The sequence below is a fragment of the Novosphingobium album (ex Hu et al. 2023) genome (assembly GCF_022832385.1).
Taxonomy (GTDB): domain Bacteria; phylum Pseudomonadota; class Alphaproteobacteria; order Sphingomonadales; family Sphingomonadaceae; genus Novosphingobium; species Novosphingobium album.
The window spans coordinates 282,992-297,175 of sequence record NZ_JALHLE010000005.1; the positions used below are offsets into that span (position 1 = coordinate 282,992).

General features: G+C 65.2%; 13 protein-coding genes. 6 read left to right on the forward strand and 7 right to left on the reverse strand.

The features are described from left to right. The first annotated feature begins 2 nt into the window (after nucleotides 1-2). Nucleotides 3-812 (forward strand): TrmH family RNA methyltransferase, encoded by an 810-nt coding sequence (locus MTR64_RS05360; RefSeq protein WP_243991457.1) that lies wholly within the window; start codon nucleotides 3-5, stop codon nucleotides 810-812. 50 nt (nucleotides 813-862) lie between these two features. Further along, nucleotides 863-1,282: an META domain-containing protein gene (locus MTR64_RS05365; protein ID WP_243991459.1), complete on the forward strand. Its 420-nt coding sequence runs from the start codon at nucleotides 863-865 to the stop codon at nucleotides 1,280-1,282. Between the two features lie 5 nt (nucleotides 1,283-1,287). On the opposite strand, the gene rmuC is transcribed toward MTR64_RS05365, so the two are convergent. From rmuC to plsY, 7 genes are all read right to left on the reverse strand, one after another. After that, the gene (gene rmuC / locus MTR64_RS05370; protein WP_243991468.1) at nucleotides 1,288-2,901 is read right to left on the reverse strand and encodes a DNA recombination protein RmuC; all 1,614 of its coding nucleotides are present in this window, start codon (nucleotides 2,899-2,901) and stop codon (nucleotides 1,288-1,290) included. Between the two features lie 60 nt (nucleotides 2,902-2,961). Further along, entirely contained in the window at nucleotides 2,962-3,531 is a 570-nt protein-coding gene (gene def / locus MTR64_RS05375) for a peptide deformylase (protein WP_243991475.1), read from the reverse strand. A gap of 66 nt (nucleotides 3,532-3,597) precedes the next feature. Continuing rightward, nucleotides 3,598-3,777 (reverse strand): hypothetical protein, encoded by a 180-nt coding sequence (locus MTR64_RS05380; RefSeq protein WP_243991477.1) that lies wholly within the window; start codon nucleotides 3,775-3,777, stop codon nucleotides 3,598-3,600. Beyond that, the gene (topA, locus tag MTR64_RS05385) at nucleotides 3,774-6,362 is read right to left on the reverse strand and encodes a type I DNA topoisomerase (RefSeq protein ID WP_243991484.1); all 2,589 of its coding nucleotides are present in this window, start codon (nucleotides 6,360-6,362) and stop codon (nucleotides 3,774-3,776) included. Before topA ends, MTR64_RS05380 begins: the two co-directional genes overlap by 4 nt. Nucleotides 6,363-6,490: 128 nt before the next feature. Beyond that, nucleotides 6,491-8,026 (reverse strand): vWA domain-containing protein, encoded by a 1,536-nt coding sequence (locus MTR64_RS05390; protein WP_243991487.1) that lies wholly within the window; start codon nucleotides 8,024-8,026, stop codon nucleotides 6,491-6,493. Between the two features lie 82 nt (nucleotides 8,027-8,108). After that, on the reverse strand, nucleotides 8,109-9,224 hold the full coding sequence (gene dprA / locus MTR64_RS05395) for a DNA-processing protein DprA (RefSeq protein WP_243991493.1): 1,116 nt from the start codon (nucleotides 9,222-9,224) through the stop codon (nucleotides 8,109-8,111). Beyond that, nucleotides 9,221-9,808, reverse strand: a complete 588-nt coding sequence (gene plsY, locus MTR64_RS05400) for a glycerol-3-phosphate 1-O-acyltransferase PlsY (RefSeq protein ID WP_243991503.1) — start codon at nucleotides 9,806-9,808, stop codon at nucleotides 9,221-9,223. Before plsY ends, dprA begins: the two co-directional genes overlap by 4 nt. Before the next feature lie 110 nt (nucleotides 9,809-9,918). On the opposite strand from plsY, the gene murI reads away from it, so the two are divergent. From murI to MTR64_RS05420, 4 genes are all read left to right on the forward strand, one after another. Further along, on the forward strand, nucleotides 9,919-10,761 hold the full coding sequence (murI, locus tag MTR64_RS05405) for a glutamate racemase (RefSeq protein ID WP_243991508.1): 843 nt from the start codon (nucleotides 9,919-9,921) through the stop codon (nucleotides 10,759-10,761). Next, on the forward strand, nucleotides 10,758-11,561 hold the full coding sequence (locus MTR64_RS05410; protein WP_243991510.1) for a hypothetical protein: 804 nt from the start codon (nucleotides 10,758-10,760) through the stop codon (nucleotides 11,559-11,561). The genes murI and MTR64_RS05410 overlap by 4 nt, the downstream gene beginning before the upstream one ends. A 109-nt stretch (nucleotides 11,562-11,670) precedes the next feature. Beyond that, the gene (gene hemA / locus MTR64_RS05415) at nucleotides 11,671-12,885 is read left to right on the forward strand and encodes a 5-aminolevulinate synthase (protein WP_243991515.1); all 1,215 of its coding nucleotides are present in this window, start codon (nucleotides 11,671-11,673) and stop codon (nucleotides 12,883-12,885) included. Nucleotides 12,886-13,035: 150 nt separating this feature from the next. Continuing rightward, a complete protein-coding gene (locus tag MTR64_RS05420; RefSeq protein ID WP_243991517.1) occupies nucleotides 13,036-14,136 on the forward strand; it encodes an NADH:flavin oxidoreductase/NADH oxidase in 1,101 nt (366 codons plus the stop codon). The last annotated feature ends 48 nt before the right edge of the window (nucleotides 14,137-14,184 follow it).

The window sequence follows — 14,184 nt, forward strand, 5'->3', positions numbered from 1 at the left end:
CCTTGGCAGTCCGCCGCACCATAACCGGCTTCTCCAATCCCATGGTGAAGTTCCTGCGCTCGCTGCGGGAGAAGAAGCACCGCAAGCGCGAAAAGCGTTTTCTCGCCGAGGGCCTGCGGCTGCTGACCGATGCCCGCGAATGCGGCAAGGTGCCCGAGATCCTCGTGATGGCGACCGGACGCGAACCGCACCCGCTGCTCGACGCGCTCGAAGACGCCGTGGACAAGGCCGGCGGCGAAGTGGTGGAGATGGACGTCGATATCCTCGCCAAAGTCACCGGCAAGGACAATCCGCAGGCGGTGGCGGGCGTCTTCGCGGAATTCGATACCCGGCTATCTTCACTCGAGCGCAATGCCTCCCCGATCTGGCTGGTGGCGCAGGCGCTGCGCGATCCGGGCAATCTGGGCACGATGCTGCGCACCGGCGACGCGGTCGGCGCAGGCGGGTTGATCCTGCTCGACGATTGCGCCGACCCCTTCTCGGTCGAGGCGGTTCGCGCCAGCATGGGCGCCATCTTTACCCAGCAACTGGCTGTGGCCCGCTGGGAGGAATTCCTGCCCTGGCTGCGCTCGGGCGCGGGCCAGCTCGTCGCCGCCTCCCTTCGCGATCCCACCGACTACCGGCAGGCGCCTTACGCGGTCCCCTGCTTTCTGATGGTCGGCAACGAGTCACAGGGCCTTCCCGCCGCTTACGAGGACGCTTGCGACCTGCGTGTCACGATCCCCATGCTGGGGCGGGCGGACAGCCTCAATGCCGCCGTGGCAGGCGCCGTACTGGCCTACGAGGCGCTGGCGCACCTGCACAAACGGTGACGGAGTTATTCACCGAACTCTAATATGTTGCATGACATTGTTGGGAGATCATGCAGCGACTCGCTTTCCTCCTTGCCCTGCCGGCCCTTGCCGCCGGATGCTCCGATGGAGGAGACCGCTCGCACCTTGCGCAGACCAGTTGGCGTTTCGAGCGGATTGACGGGCAGCAGCCCATTGCAACCGATGCCCAGATGACTTTCCGGAACGGCCAACTCGGCGTTCAGGTGGGCTGCAACCATCTGGGCGGCCCATGGCGAACCGACCAGAACCGTCTCGTTGCAGGCCCGCTGGATCAGACCGAGATGGTCTGCGCGGCATCCGCCTGGCAGCAGGAACGCGCCGTGGGCGCCCTCCTCGTCGCCACACCGCGTTTTGCAGTGGACGGCGACCGCATGCTCCTGCAATCGAGCGGCCACACCGCCGAGCTGGTGCGGGTCGAGAACGCGAAGGTCCCGGCCAAGGGCGGGTAGGCCCTTTACTCCGCAGCTTCCGCCTGCTCCGCTCCGCCTTCCGGACCGGTGAGAGCCTCGGCACCGTAGCGCGGTGAAGATTCGATGGTGGGCACATCCTCGATCTCGCGCTTGCCGATCTCGATGTGCTTGTCCTTGAGGCGGCGTCCAGAGCTCAGCACGTTGCGCTCGAAGCTACCGACGAACTTGTTGTAGTTGTTCACCGCCGTTTCCAGCCCCGCACCGACGCGCTTCATGTGCTCGGCCGCGACGGCAAGCCGGTCGTAGAGTTCTCCGCCCATCCGACCGATCTCGCGCGCCTCTCGGGCCAGTCCGTCCTGCCGCCAGACCTGCGCCACGGTGCGCGCGATCGCGACCAGATTGGTCGGCGTCGCCAGCAGGACACGGTTGCGGAAGGCGAAGTCCCACAGCTCCGGATCCTGCTCCAGCGCAGCGGCCACGAAGTGCTCGCCGGGCACGAACATCACCACATAGTCGGGCGCATCCTCGAACTGGCTCTGGTAGCTCTTGGCGCCCAGCGTCTGGACGTGATTTCGCATCGAGGCGACGTGCTGGCGCAGTGCCGCGTCGCGGGTCACATCATCCTGCGCCTCGAAGGCTTCCTGATAGGCGTTGAGCGAGACCTTGGCGTCGATCACCAGCTTCTTCTGGCCGGGGATGTTGACGATCGCATCCGGCCGCAAGCGGCCGTCCTCGGTATCGATCGAGTGTTCGGTGACGAAATCGGTATGTTCGGTGAGCCCACACTGCTCCAGCACGTTGCGCAGCTGCTGCTCGCCCCAGCGCCCGCGCGCCTTGGGGGCATTCCGCAGTGAATTGCCGAGCCGCGCAGCTTCCTCGCGCACCTTCTCCTGCCCTTCGCGCATCGACTGGATGAGGCCGGTGAGCTGGCCGAAGGAATCGACGCGCTTGGCTTCCAGCGAGGTCACCTGCTCCTCGTAGCTCTTGAGACGCTCGCCGACCGGCGCCAGCAGGCGGGCGATGCGTTCCGCGTTAGCCTTCTCGCTCTCCTCGAAGCGGGCGCCCGCGCGGCGCAGGAAGGCTTCCTGCGCGCCTTCGAGCACCTTGGCCCCGGCATTCTCGAATTCCTTGCGCAGCGCCTCCTGCGCTTCGATCAGCAGGCGCTTCTGCTCGTCGAAATTGGCCGACTTCTCGCGCAGGGTGGCCAGTTCGGATGCCAGCTCACGCTGTTCGCGCCGCAGGGTATCGACCAGTTGCGCGTGCTCGGCACGGGTGCGTTCCAAAACTTGCGTCAGTTCGCCGCGCGTGCGGTCCAGCGTCGCGCCCTGATCGGTCCGCAGTGTTTCCAACGCCTGCGTTGAGGCGGCACGCACCCGGTCCAGCTCGCCCGCATGATCGCGCCGCGCCTGATCGAGCGCCTCGGCCAGCGCATCAGCGCGGCTGGCGCGTTCGCGCGCCGCTTCCAGATCGGCAAAGGTGCGCAGGTATTTCGCGTCAAGCTCGCGCATCTCGCGATCGCGCACATCGGCATGTTCGCGCACCTCACGCTCGCGGGCCTCTGCCTGCTGGCGCCACTGGGCAGCCGGACGGGAGCCGAAAAACCAGCCCAGGATGAGGCCGATGACGAGCGCGGCGATGGCGGCGACAGCGATTTCCATCCCGGCAGTCTAACCAGAACGTTTCAGGAACGCCAGTCCTCTGGGCGGGTTATCCCCGGCTCACGCTGCCTTGCGCAGCTTGTCCAGCTTCTTGAGCGCCATCTGGCGCTTCAGGCGCGAGAGGTGGTCAATGAAAAGGATGCCTTCGAGGTGATCCATCTCGTGCTGGAGGCAGGTGGCCATCAGGCCATCCATGTCTTCTTCGTGGACATTGCCTTCAATGTCCTGCCAGCGGGCGCGGATGCGCGAGGGGCGTTCCACGTCGGCATAGATCTCGGGCACCGAGAGGCAGCCTTCCTGATAAACCGTGTGCTCTTCGGAAGGATCGAGGATCTCGGGATTGATGAAGATCCGCGGCTCCTTCAGCGTCGGCTGGTGCGTGTGATGATGCCCGCCATGCGCGGTGCACACCTCGGGCTCTGCATCCGGGTCCTCAGGCTGGAGATCGATCACCAGGACGCGCAGCGGCACGCCAACCTGGATCGCTGCCAGGCCGATTCCCGGCGCGTCGTACATCGTCTCGAACATGTCCTCGACGAGCGTCTTCAGATCATCGTCGAACGCTTCGACAGGGGCGGAGATCTGCTTCAGGCGCGGATCGGGAACTTCAAGGATTTCGCGGATAGCCATGACACCCAGATAAGCATCGGGCCGCGCGTGCGCAAGTACGCTCTGAACTGCCGGAAATGCTCCACCTCAGCGCGCCTTGGCGATGCCGAAGCCATGCTGGCGTGCGGCATCCTTGGTCGATTCCTCGGTGCGGTTGAGAGCCTTGGCGATTTCCTTGAGGCCCTTGCCCTTGCCCGCGAGGGTCTGCAGCTTTTGCAGTTCTTCCGGCTTCCAGGGCTGCTTGTGCTTGGCGATCTTCGCGCTCATTCGCCTGCCTCCCACGGCACGTCATCGCCCTGATCGGGCGAGGCCTTGACCGCCGCCTTCTTCGCAGGCGCCTTTTTCGCGGCGGTCTTCGCCGGAGCCTTCTTCTTCGGCGCCGCCTTCTTCTTGCCCTTGGCGGGCCCCTTGGCCGCCTTGGCGTCGATCAGCGCGATCGCCTGCTCGGCAGTGAGGTCCTCGGGCTTCTGATCGCGCGGGAGCGTGGCGTTGGTGGTGCCGTCGGTGACGTAGGGGCCATAGCGTCCGGCCATGACCTTCATCTCGCCTTCGCTGGTGGGGTGATTGCCCAGCACCTTGATCGGCTCGGCCTTGGCCCGCGCACCGCGCCCGCCGCCCTGCGCGGCCTCGGCCAGGATCGAGACCGCCGCGTTCATGCCGGTCTCGAACACGTCCATGGTGGTCTTGAGCTTGCCGTACTTGCCGTCATGCAGCAGGTACGGACCGTAGCGCCCGATGTTGGCCACGATCTCCTGGCCCGTTTCGGGGTGCGTGCCTACCGTGCGTGGCAGGCTGAGCAGCTTGAGCGCCCACTCCAGCGTCAGTTCGTCGATATCCTTGGGGATCGAGGCGCGCTTGGCCTCCTTGCCTTCTCCAAGCTGGATGTAAGGCCCGAACCGGCCGACTCGGCGGGTGATTTCCAGACCGGTCTCGGGATCCTTGCCCAGTGCCTCGTCGTCGGCCTGTTCGCCATTGCCGCCCGGCTGCGCGAACTTGCGAGTGAACTTGCACTCCGGGTAGTTCGAGCAGGCAACGAACGCGCCATATTTGCCACCGCGCAGCGACAGCTTGCCTTCGGCGCACTTGGGGCACTGGCGCGGATCGCTACCGTCGGCCTTGGGCGGGAAGAGGTAGTCAGACAGGAATTCGTCGAGCACCTCGGTCACTTCCGAAGGCTTCTTTTCCATCACTTCGTCGGACTTCGGCTTGAAATCGCGCCAGAAGCTTTCGAGCAGTTCCTTCCATGCCTGACGGCCGCCCGAGACGTCGTCGAGTTCGTCCTCCATGCCCGCCGTGAAGTCATAGGCGACGTAGCGCTCGAAGAAGCGTTCGAGAAACGCCGTGAGAAGACGGCCCGATTCCTCTGCGAAGAAACGGTTTTTCTCGGTACGCACGTAATTGCGGTCCTTCAGGACCTGGATCGTCGCGGCGTAAGTGGACGGGCGGCCGATCCCCAGTTCCTCCAGCCGCTTGACGAGGCTGGCTTCGGAAAAGCGCGGCGGCGGCTGGGTAAAGTGCTGCTCGGCGGTGACGCCCTTCTTGGCCGGCATGTCGCCCGATTTCATGAACGGTAGCAGGCCCCCGTCCTCGTCGTCGGACTTGTTGTCCTGCCCTTCCTCGTAGACGGCGAGGAAGCCGGGAAACTTCACGACCTGCCCGGTGGCGCGCAGCTCGTTGCGGCCGGTGCCGTCGCGCAGCGTGACGGTGGTGCGTTCCAGCGCGGCCGAGGCCATCTGGCTCGCCATCGCGCGCTTGAAGATCAGGTCGTAGAGCTTGGCATCGTCGCCCGAACCATAGCGGTCCTTGGCGAAGTCGGTGGGACGGATGGCCTCGTGTGCCTCCTGCGCGTTCTTGGCCTTGGTTTCGTAGTGGCGCGGCTTTTCGGGCAGGTAGTGCCCCGAATAGCGGTCTGAAATCGCCACGCGGCAGGCCGAGATCGCGCTCGGGTCCATCTGCACGCCGTCGGTACGCATGTAGGTGATGGCGCCTGCCTCGTAGAGGTGCTGCGCCACACGCATCGTCTGGCTGGCCGAGAAGCCGAGCTTGCGCGCGGCCTCCTGCTGCAGGGTCGAAGTGGTGAACGGCGGCTGCGGGTTGCGGCGGTGCGGCTTGGTCTCGACCTGTTCGACCTTGAAGGCGCCCTGCTCCACCGCCGCCTTGGCGCGCATGGCGATGCCTTCTTCGCCCAGGCTCAGGCGGTCGAGCTTCTGGCCCTCGAACGTCACCAGCTTGGCGGTGAAGTCGGTGCCGTCATGCGCCATCTGCGCGGCGACGGACCAGTATTCCTGCGGCGTGAACGCCTCGATCTCGCGCTCGCGGTCGACGATCAGGCGCAGCGCCACCGACTGCACGCGGCCCGCCGACTTGGCGCCCGGCAGCTTGCGCCAGAGCACTGGCGAAAGCGTGAAGCCGAACAGGTAATCGAGCGCGCGGCGGGCGAGATAGGCGTCGATCAGATCCTGATCGAGCTCGCGCGGCGCCTGCATCGCCTTGGTCACGGTGTCCTTGGTGATGGCGTTGAAGGTCACGCGCTGCACATCCTTCGGCAGAGCCCGGCGCTTCTTGAGCAGTTCGAGCACGTGCCACGAAATCGCCTCGCCCTCGCGATCAGGGTCAGTCGCGAGGATCAGGCGGTCGGCCTCCTTGGCGTAATCGGTGATCGCCCGGACCTGCTTCTGCTTGTCGCCATAAAGCTCCCAGTCCATCTCGAAGCCCTCGTCGGGGCGGACCGAGCCGTCCTTAGGCGGCAGGTCACGGACATGGCCGTAGGAGGCGAGGACCTTGTAGTCCTTGCCCAGGTACTTCTCGATGGTCTTGGCCTTGGCGGGAGATTCGACGATGACGAGCTGCATTTCAGACTTTCGTTATGCCCCTGCGCACGCCCTCACGTGTGCGCGTACGCGTATGTGTGTACGCATAGGGTGGGAATCCAAGGGGCGCCCCGTCAAGCACCCCTTGATGGCAGCACTGTGGCGATCGGTCAGGTTTCTTTTCCGAAACCCTCAGGCAGCACGCATTTGCCTGCATCGTAATGCCCCACTTCGCGGATCACTTCGGCCTTGTCGGGCTCGATGCGACGGCCGGAAACCTGGCTGTCGATGATGCGGGTCAGCAGCTTGTCGAGCCGGGTGACGAGGTAGCAGTCGATCGCGGGCGGGGCGTGCGGGTTGCCGATGCCGCTGTCGTCGGTGAGAAAGGCGTAGCGCGACTGGGTAGCGGCTGCCATCGCCCGCATCACGTATTCTGCGAGGTCCGCGACGCCCGAGGCTCCCACCGGCACGATCTGGACGCGCTGCGCCCGCAAGTGCTCGGCTGCGAGCCAGGCAGTGGGAACGTCGCCGTCGTGCGGCGGCGCATCGGCGACCAGAAGCAGTGTCTTGACCGCATCGGGGCGCCATTGCTGGTTTGCGGCGCGGATCAGCGCGTCCTGCATGGATTCGGGATAGTCCCCGCCGCCGCCCGCGTATTGGCGGCCAAGCTGCTCGCGGGCCTCTGCGATGTCTCCCGTGAACCCATAAGTGCGAGTCACGAAGGCATCGCCCTTGTCGCGGTAGAAGGTCATGCCCACACGGATATCGAGATCGGGGTGGCGGGCGTTAAGACTGGCCACGATGGAATCGAGTTCGGCCTGCAGGAACCGCAATTCGTCAGACATCGAGCCAGTGACATCGACCACCAGCCCGAGATCGAGTTTCGTCACTTTGCGCACCGGTGCATCCACGGTGAAGCCGATGCGGCCGGTCCCGGCGCGCCGGGGCACTTCAACCGTCCGCCATGCCTCGTCACCCGCGCGGACACGGACCGTGGAGGACAGGCGATCCATGCCCGGGAAGAACACCACGGTGCCGTCCGCCTGCGTGGTGAACGTGAGGCTGTTGCCGTCAGCGCAGCGCAGTGTCACCGGCACGAACGGCGCCGGACGACCGCGCGTGTCCTTGACCTCGACGGTGATCAGCCGCGCAGTGTCGAGCGCCGGCAGTGCCCGCACCTGCTGGCCGAGATCGGACTTGCGGACATAGTCGGAGTAGAGTTCGGGATTGAGCAGGTCATCATGTTCCCCTGCCGTCAGCAGACCGCTCTGGGGCTGCGGCTGGGGGCGGCGATGCCCCGGCGGAAAGGGCATCGTGACGCTCTCACGGGCCCGTTCAGCCTCTGAGGACGGAGCGCGCATGGCCGTCACTGCAACGTCCGAAGCTTTTCCGGTTGGCACGATAACCGGCGCAGGTGCCGGAGGCGCAGCCACTGCCATGGCAGGAGGGGGCGGAGGTGGAGCCGGCGTGGTGACTGCTGGCACCCCTTCGGCGACTGGGTGCCGTGGGCTTGGCCTGTGGCGCTGCTGCTGGTTCCCTTCCACTTCGGGGCCCAGTTCAGGCAATGGCGCCGGACGGCGGCAGAACCCTTCTTCGCTGGCCCGAGCCGAAGCGTGCACCGGGGTCAGTGCCAGGGGCATCGAACTGCCCGTCAGCGCCATTCCGAGCAATGTGGAAACCGTGGTCCTTGAAATTGTCGCTCCCATTGATCCGCTCCCTTTCAACGCGCCACCGGGAGAAAATCGCGTGCCAAGGCTGAACCGTTGCTGACGTGCGCTAGGCCGTCCCTCAGGCGAGACTGACGCGCCCTGCCGCATGGCGTACTAGCTTTCCCGCGATTTCCAGCTCCAGCAAGGCGAGCTGAACGGCTGCAGCACTAGCGCCGGACTGGCGGATCAGTTCGTCAACAGCGACGGGTGCGCTGGTGAGGAGCCCCGCGATTGCGGCGGGCCTCTCTTCGCGCATGACCTCATGCCCGGCATCGAGCGCCTGCACCGGTTCCGGCGGTGCATACCGGAGCGCGCCATCGAACCCGGAGAGCAATTCCGCCACGTCCTCCGGCGACTGCACCAGCACGGCCCCGTCACGGATGAGCTGATTGCAGCCATGCGAGCGGGCATCGAGCGGTGAGCCGGGGATCGCCATGACTTCACGCCCCATCTCCCCCGCCAGCCTTGCAGTGATGAGCGAACCCGATTTCGGCGCGGCCTCAACCACGACAGTCCCGGCCGCCAGACCGGCGATGATCCGGTTGCGGGTGGGAAAAAGGCGCGCCAGCGGCTCGGTGCCCGGCGGTTGCTCGGCAAGCAGCAGGCCTTCTGCCGCGATACGTTCCTGCAGGCGGCCATGCTCAGGCGGATAGGCGATGTCGATGCCGCTGGCGATCACACCGATGGTCAAACCGCCCTCTCCAGCCCCCAGAGCCCCCTCATGCGCGGCGCCGTCGATGCCGCGGGCAAGACCCGAAACGACCGTGAAGCCCATCTCGGCCAGACCATGGGCGAAATCCCGCGCCAGCTTAACCGCACCCGCCGAGGCATTGCGCGCGCCGACAATGGCCACGCAGGGCCGCAGCGCCAATCCGGCATTGCCCCGCACCGTCAGGACTGGCGGCGCGCCTTCAATCGTTGCGAGAAGCGGAGGGTAGTCCTCTGAATCGTGGAAGAGATAGCGCGCACCAGCCTTGCGCACAGCGGCGATCTCGCCGTGGATGCGCTCCTTCGGCGCAGCGGCATATGGCTTGCCCGCGCGCCCGGCCAGATCCGGCAATGCGTTGATGGCCGTGCAGGCATCGCCGAAACGGGCAAGCAGCTGGGTGTACGTAACCGGCCCGATGTTGGGCGAACGCAGCAGGCGGATTCGGGCGAAAGCTTCGTCCTGAGACAGCCCCACCCCCGCGCTCATGCCTTCTTGCCGCCTCCGATTTTCGGCTCGGTACCGGCGCGGAGGCGCGCGATGTTCTCGCGGTGCTGGAACAGCACGATTGCGGCAATCACCGCCAGCACCAGGGCTACGTCCTGATGGCCCAGGGCCAGTGCGGCGAGCGGCGCGACCACTGCAGCACTCATCCCCGCAACCGAGGAAATGCGCACCACCGCGAGCAGGCCGATCCAGGTGACGGCGTAAGCCAGCCCTACCGGCCAGGCGAGGCCAAACGCCACTCCGGCAGTGGTCGCGACTCCCTTGCCGCCCTTGAACTTCAGCCAGACCGGAAAGCAATGGCCCAGAAACGCGCCGAGCGCGCCGAGCCCTGCCCATTCGGGCCAGAAGTGCGCCGCGATCAGCACGGCCGCGAGCCCCTTGAGCAGGTCCAGCAGCAGCGTGGCGGCAGCCAACCCTTTGCGGCCGGTCCGCAGTACATTCGTCGCGCCGATGTTGCCCGAGCCGATGCTGCGCAGATCACCGGCGCCCGCAAGCCGGGTGATAATGAGCCCGAACGGCACCGATCCAAGCGCATATCCCAGCGCCAAAGGGAGAATCCAATTCATGCGCGCCGCCTTAGCCGCTTGTCGCGCCGAGCAGAACCCGGCTTGCAGTATTGTACGTTGCTCTTTGCACATTCCGGCGGTTAACAGGTGGCAAGGTACAGGACATGACAATGACAACCGAAACGCTCCGCGCTCCGCAACAGGCATCGACGCCCCCCGTCGATCCCGCCGCGCCGATCCTCCTGTTCGATTCCGGAGTCGGTGGGCTGACCGTGCTGGAGGAGGTGCGTAATCAGTTGCCCGATGCAGCGGTGATCTATGCCGCCGACACTGCAGGCCTGCCCTATGGTTCGAAAACGGAAGCCCAGATTGCCGCGCGCGTCGCCGGCCTTCTTGGCCGCATGACAGAGCGCTTCCACCCGCGCCTGGTCTGCATTGCCTGCAACACCGCTTCGACCATCGCGCTCGGCATGGTTCGCGAGGTTCTGGAAGTCCCCATCGTTGGCACGGTCCCCGCGATCAAGCCCGCAGCGGCCATGACAAGGAGTGGTGTGATCGGTCTGCTCGGCACCGAGGCGACAATCCGCCAGGCCTATGTCGACCGGCTTGAGCACGAATTCGCCGCCGACAAGGTCCTGCTGCGCCATGGCGCGCCCAGCCTTGTCGATGCGGCCGAAGCCAAGCTGCGCGGCGAACCTTTCGACCGTGCGGCCATCACGGGCGCAGCCGAAGCCCTGCGCGCGATGCCAGGCGGCAACCGGATCGACACGGTCGTGCTGGCCTGCACGCACTTTCCGTTGCTGGAGGAAGAGCTGTCACAGGCCTTTGGCCCCGGCGTTCGCTTCGTCCATGGCGCACAGGGCATCGCCCGTCAGATCGCCCGCCTCACCGAAGGGCAGCAATGGTCTCGCCAAGTCCCCGACAGGGCGTTACTCACCGGCCGGGACGACATGCCGGACATCTATGGCGAGATGCTGACGCGTTACGGATTGCGGAAGGTCGAACGGTTTTGACGCGCCGACTGAACTATTGGCTGCTTGCCTGCATCGCGATCATCAGTTTTCCCTATTACTGGTATCTGATGGACGACCCGGCATCTGCTGGCGTTGGCCCCAAAGCAGTAACGATGACCGAATTGCGCAAGCTGGCCGATACCTTGGAGGGCCCCCGCCCCGGCCGGGTGCGGAGCGAATTGGTGGGGCACTGCAGGATCATGCGCAACCGCCTCGTTGCAGGCTGGGGGCTAAGGCCCATTCCGATCGCGGTGTGGTCCTATGAACTTACCGTTCCTGGCAAAACGCCTATCGTGATCGATGCTGGTGTGACGCGCGCAACCGCCGAGAGCTACGGCATCGCCGACTATGATTCGGCCGCGCAGAGGCGAGTGGACCGAGTGCGCGCCCGTGCCGCCCACACCGTCGTCCTCAGCGACAGCGCACTGCATACGGGCAACCTGCACCTCGGACAGCAGCACAACACGAATACAGCCCCGTATCCGCTTGCTCCCGGAGTAGTCGTGTTGCCCGCTCCGGGGCTGGGCCCGCACGCGAAGCTGGTCTATGTCCGGCTTCAGAACGGGCGCGAATTCCTGTTCACCGGTCCAGCTGCCAGGGTTAAGGAAAGTCTGAACGCGCTTGTCCCCCCCGCCAGGCTGACTGAACGTGACGACGTGCCCGACGCCGGTACGGAAACCAAGTCCTGGTTGATGACGATCAATGCCCTGCGACGGGCAGCGCCCGATATGACCGTGATCACGGCCCATGAATCGGTTGCTACGCCTCATGTCTCTAAATGGTTTTCCGATCACTCTTAGCGGGACTAGCCGCTGGCATTGGGCCAAACGATCATGTAATGGCCGCCTAGAAGATAAACCGGCAAACCAGAATGGACCGGCCGGACACGGTAATGCAGGACTGGAATTCGTGAACTACGAGCACATCTTCGACCAGGCGATCGAGCGCCTTCACTCGGAAGGCCGCTATCGCGTCTTCATCGATATCCTGCGCAACAAGGGCGCCTATCCTAACGCGCGCTGCTTTGCCGGCCACAACGGGCCCAAGCCGATCACCGTGTGGTGCTCCAACGACTATCTCGCCATGGGCCAGCATCCCAAGGTGATCGAGGCTATGGAAGAGGCGCTGCACGACGTCGGTGCCGGTTCGGGCGGCACCCGCAATATCGGCGGCAACACGCATTACCATATCGAGCTGGAAAGCGAACTGGCCGACCTGCATGGCAAGGAAGGCGCGCTGCTTTTCACCTCGGGCTATGTCTCGAACGACGCCACACTCTCGACGCTCGCCAAGCTGCTACCGGGCTGCGTGATCTTCTCGGACGAACTCAACCACGCCTCGATGATCGCCGGCATCCGCAATTCGGGCTGCGAGAAGAAGGTGTTCCGCCACAACGACCTGGAGCACCTCGAACAGCTTCTGGCCGAAACCGATCCCGCGCTGCCCAAGCTGATCGCTTTCGAATCCGTCTATTCGATGGACGGCGACGTTGCCCCGATTCACGCGATCTGTGACTTGGCGGACAAGTACAACGCCCTCACCTACATCGACGAAGTCCACGCCGTCGGCATGTACGGCCCGCGCGGCGGCGGCATTACCGACCGTGACGAGGCGGCCCACCGCATCGACATCATCGAAGGCACGCTGGGCAAGGCCTTCGGCGTCATGGGCGGCTATATCGCGGCCGACCAGAAGATCATCGACTGCATCCGCTCCTATGCGCCGGGCTTCATCTTCACCACCTCGCTCTCGCCGGTACTGGTGGCAGGCGTGCTCGCCTCGGTAAAGCACCTCAAGAGCTCCACCGAAGAGCGCGAAGGGCAGCAACGCGCCGCCGCGATGCTCAAGCAGAAGTTCCGCGACGCAGGCCTTCCGGTGATGAATTCGACCACGCACATCGTCCCGCTCATGGTCGGCGATCCGGTGATGGCGAAGAAGATCAGCGACATCCTCCTCGCCGAATACGGTGTCTATGTGCAGCCGATCAACTTCCCGACCGTGCCCCGCGGCACCGAGCGGCTGCGCTTCACGCCGGGCCCTGCCCATACTGAAGAGATGATGGACGAGCTCACCAATGCGCTCGTCGAGATCTGGGAGCGCATGGAGATGAAGCTGGCGGCCTGAGGCCACCTTTTCTCCAGCCAAGTTATTCTATCGAAAAGGGTCTCCGGCCAGGTGCCAGAGGCCCTTTTCTTTTGTCTGAGCAAGCACCACGTCGTGCCTGCCGCAGCCACCTCTCCCCCCACTGCTGCGGTCAGACACAAGGACACATTCATGGCCAAGCTGTTCGAACCGGTGACCGTCGGCGGTCTTACCCTGCCCAACCGCATCGTCATTGCCCCGATGTGCCAGTATTCCGCCGAAGACGGGCGGATGACCAGCTGGCACGCGATCCACCTCGGCCAGCTTGCCCTGTCCGGTGCGGGCGTGTTGACGATCGAGGCGACCGCCGTGACGCCGGAAGGGCGCATCAGCTATGCCGACGTCGGCCTGTGGGACGACGGCACCGAAGCCGCCATGAGCAAGGTTCTGGACGAAGTGCGGCGCTGGTCGCCGATGCCGGTTGCAATCCAGCTGGCTCACGCCGGACGCAAGGCCAGCACGGCCAAGCCCTGGGACGGCGGCGGCCAGATCGCGCCGAACGAACCAAACGGATGGCAGACGGTGTCGGCCTCTGCCATTCCGTTCCAACCTGACGAAAACGCGCCTGAAGCGCTGGACAAGGCCGGAATGGCGCGCATCCGTGATGCCTTCGCCGAGGCCGCACGGCGTTCAGCGCGGCTCGGCATCGATGCCATCCAGATCCATGCGGCACACGGATACCTGCTCCACCAGTTCCTCTCGCCGCTCTCCAACCACCGGACGGACGAATATGGCGGCAGTCTGGAAAACCGCATGCGCTTCCCACTCGAAGTGTTTGACGCCGTGCGCGAGGCGTTTCCCGCCGACAGACCGGTAACGGTGCGCGTCTCGGGCACCGACTGGGTCGACGGCGGCTGGGACATCGGACAGACCATTGCCTTCTCGAAGGCGCTTGAAGCGCGCGGAGCCGACGCGATGCACATCTCCAGCGGTGGCCTGCATCCGGCCCAGCAGATCCCTGTCGGCCCCAGCTACCAGGTCCCGCTCGCGCGCAAGGTGAAGGAAGCGGTATCGATCCCGGTCGTGGCCGTGGGGCTGATCACCGAGCCCGAACAGGCCGAAGCGATCGTCGCGACGGGCGACGCCGACATGGTCGCCCTCGCCCGCACCGTGCTCTACGACCCGCGCTGGCCCTGGCGCGCCGCGGCGGCACTAGACGCACAAGTGCGCGTGGCACCGCAATTCCTGCGCAGCCAGCCACACCGGCTGAAAGACCTGTTTATCCCTGCCTGAAACTGAGACCAGACATGAAAAAGCCCGCCGAAAGTGTTTCCGGCGGGC